This window comes from Methylomonas rosea (assembly GCF_024505055.1).
Classification (GTDB): domain Bacteria; phylum Pseudomonadota; class Gammaproteobacteria; order Methylococcales; family Methylomonadaceae; genus Methylomonas; species Methylomonas rosea.
Map to the genome: position 1 here is coordinate 1 of NZ_JANIBL010000131.1, position 2,131 is coordinate 2,131.

The following is a 2,131-nucleotide window of genomic DNA, read 5'->3' on the forward strand; positions in this document are numbered from 1 at the left end:
CTAATACAATCTGCGGATGATTTTTATCAAAAACCAGATAAAATCCACCGCTACAAAAATCCAGAATACGGCATTCCAACGGATGAGTTTGGTCGATTATCAACAAAGCCTTTAGATCAATCGCATACCTGATGTAGCGACGTCGTTTGCTTTTTTTAATACTAGCAGACATAAATCAGATGAAATAGTAACAAACTACCGTAGTAATAGACACCGACCTAATTCTTTAAACACGGTCGTTGTAAACTCCGAAAATAGATTAATTGAATTATCTAACGGAGCGGAAATGTATTTAATTAAGCACCATCTATCTAACGACAATACTGGCGTGGATACTATACCACGACAAACCGGAGTGTACTCCCGCTAGCAGTCCAGTTTAGACCACTTCCGGCGAATATTTTGCTTATGGTGAGCGCACGCACCGCTCGGCTTCAATCGCTAACGGCTTATCGCCAGGAGTCATAACGCCACCCTATTCAGCGGGTTCAAGGACTTACGACACTACCGGTGTTTTAGAACAACAGTTCGCTCGGTTTGCGAGTGATTTTACTTGCCGATTGCGTCTGAGTTTGGGATAAATGAAACAACTAAACCCAAACTGGAAATCTATGAATTATTGGCTGATGAAATCAGAGCCCGATACCTTTGGCATCGACGACTTGTTTAACCGACCCGAACAAACCGAGCATTGGGACGGGGTGCGCAACTACCAAGCACGGAACATGATGCGCGATGATATGAAAATCGGCGATCAAGTGTTTTTTTACCATTCCAATTGCGACGAACCGGGTATCGTCGGCATCATGCAAGTGGTGCGCGAATCCTATCCCGACTTTACCGCTTTCGACCCGGACGACAAGCACTTCGATCCGAAAAGCAATCCGGACAAACCCACCTGGTATATGGTCGATGTAAAGTTCGTCAGAAAGCTATCGCGCAATATCAGCCTGCGTGAATTGAAACTGAAAACCGAACTAGCCGATCTGGCTTTGCTGCGCCGTGGGAACCGGCTGTCGATCATGCCGGTGAATGCCGAACAATGGGCATTTATTCTGAGTTTGGAGTAAGCCTAAGCTTTGGGATCGTTTAAGGACACACTCATAGCCGTTACGCGGTGGTCTCGATAAACTTCTTCGGCGATTGCAACCCAGCCAAGTTTTGCATAGAAATCTGCTCGGTCCGGCGTGAACAGATAGAGCTTGGCAACGCCGGCTGTCTTGGCTTGTAGCATGACATGTTTTACCAACTTTGCGCCTATGCCCTTCCGGCGGAATTCTGGGGCCACATAAACGCTGGCTAACCATGGCGTCAGTTCGGGGTGGGTATCCATGTCGCTTTCTATGATGGCTGCGGAGCCGGCCAGCTGGTCTTCATGTTTGCAAATGAAGGTGCTCGGGATTAGTTTGCTGCTTAAATAGGCTTGCATTCTATCGATGCGGTGTTCCAGGGTTTGACCGGGATTGAGATCGGCCCATTCGGCGTGGTGCCATTGTGCTAGAGTTGGGATTTGGTGGGGTTCTTGGGAGAGGTTGATGATGTTCAATTCCATCGGAGGCTTCGTAATAACTATTAGGTGTCGCTATCGCGACGACTCTGTTTAATGTCGGGTCTCGGTCTGACAGCCGAGATACTTTTCTTTGCTTGTCCAAAGAAAAGTATCCAAAAGAAAAGACACCCGAATTTCGCCCTGATCCTGCGCTTCTCGTTTTTTGCAGGGGTTGGCGAAAGGGGCTTCCTACCCCCTCGCCAACGAGCGGCATCCCTGCCGCTCCCCTAACGGGCTAATCCTGCAAAAAACTGCGATGCTCGGGGTCGAAATACGGGATCAAAACCCACTCCAAAGGGAAAGACAATCGTAAAAATCGGAACCGTCCCTTCTCACCCAGGGAGAAGGTTATGATGAGGGAGCACAAACAAATGTTGCAAGTATATTCCCCTCACCCCAACCCTCTCCCGCAAGGAGAGGGAGCGCATACGCCCCGCTTACAAGACAATAATCCACGCCTGCTAAACAGCGACGGTGTTCCCCCGTATGCCGCGCCGAGCACCGGAGCTTTTATCGAGATCAGCCCGGAGGGGCACCGCATGGATGCGGTGCGTCGGCGGAGGGGCTGGGAAGCCCCTTCGC

The 2,131-nt window shown here is 49.6% G+C and carries 3 protein-coding genes; 2 read left to right on the top strand and 1 reads right to left on the bottom strand.

The genetic code is table 11. From position 1 onward, the window contains the following. The first annotated feature begins 611 nt into the window (after positions 1-611). Positions 612-1,070: an EVE domain-containing protein gene (locus NP589_RS21410; RefSeq protein ID WP_064038633.1), complete on the top strand. Its 459-nt coding sequence runs from the start codon at positions 612-614 to the stop codon at positions 1,068-1,070. Positions 1,071-1,072: 2 nt separating this feature from the next. Here the strand turns inward: NP589_RS21410 and NP589_RS21415 are convergent, their stop codons facing one another. Continuing rightward, a complete protein-coding gene (locus tag NP589_RS21415; protein ID WP_256608787.1) occupies positions 1,073-1,552 on the bottom strand; it encodes a GNAT family N-acetyltransferase in 480 nt (159 codons plus the stop codon). Positions 1,553-1,899: 347 nt separating this feature from the next. Here NP589_RS21415 and NP589_RS21420 point away from each other — a divergent pair. Beyond that, a partial coding sequence (locus NP589_RS21420; RefSeq protein WP_256608788.1) for a hypothetical protein occupies positions 1,900-2,131 on the top strand: 232 nt, incomplete at its 3' end.

Coding starts and splice junctions, on each gene's coding strand:
- NP589_RS21415 (WP_256608787.1), bottom strand. CDS start 1,552: ATGGAATTGAACATCATCAACCTCTCCCAAGAACCCCACCAAATCCCA.
- NP589_RS21410 (WP_064038633.1), top strand. CDS start 612: ATGAATTATTGGCTGATGAAATCAGAGCCCGATACCTTTGGCATCGAC.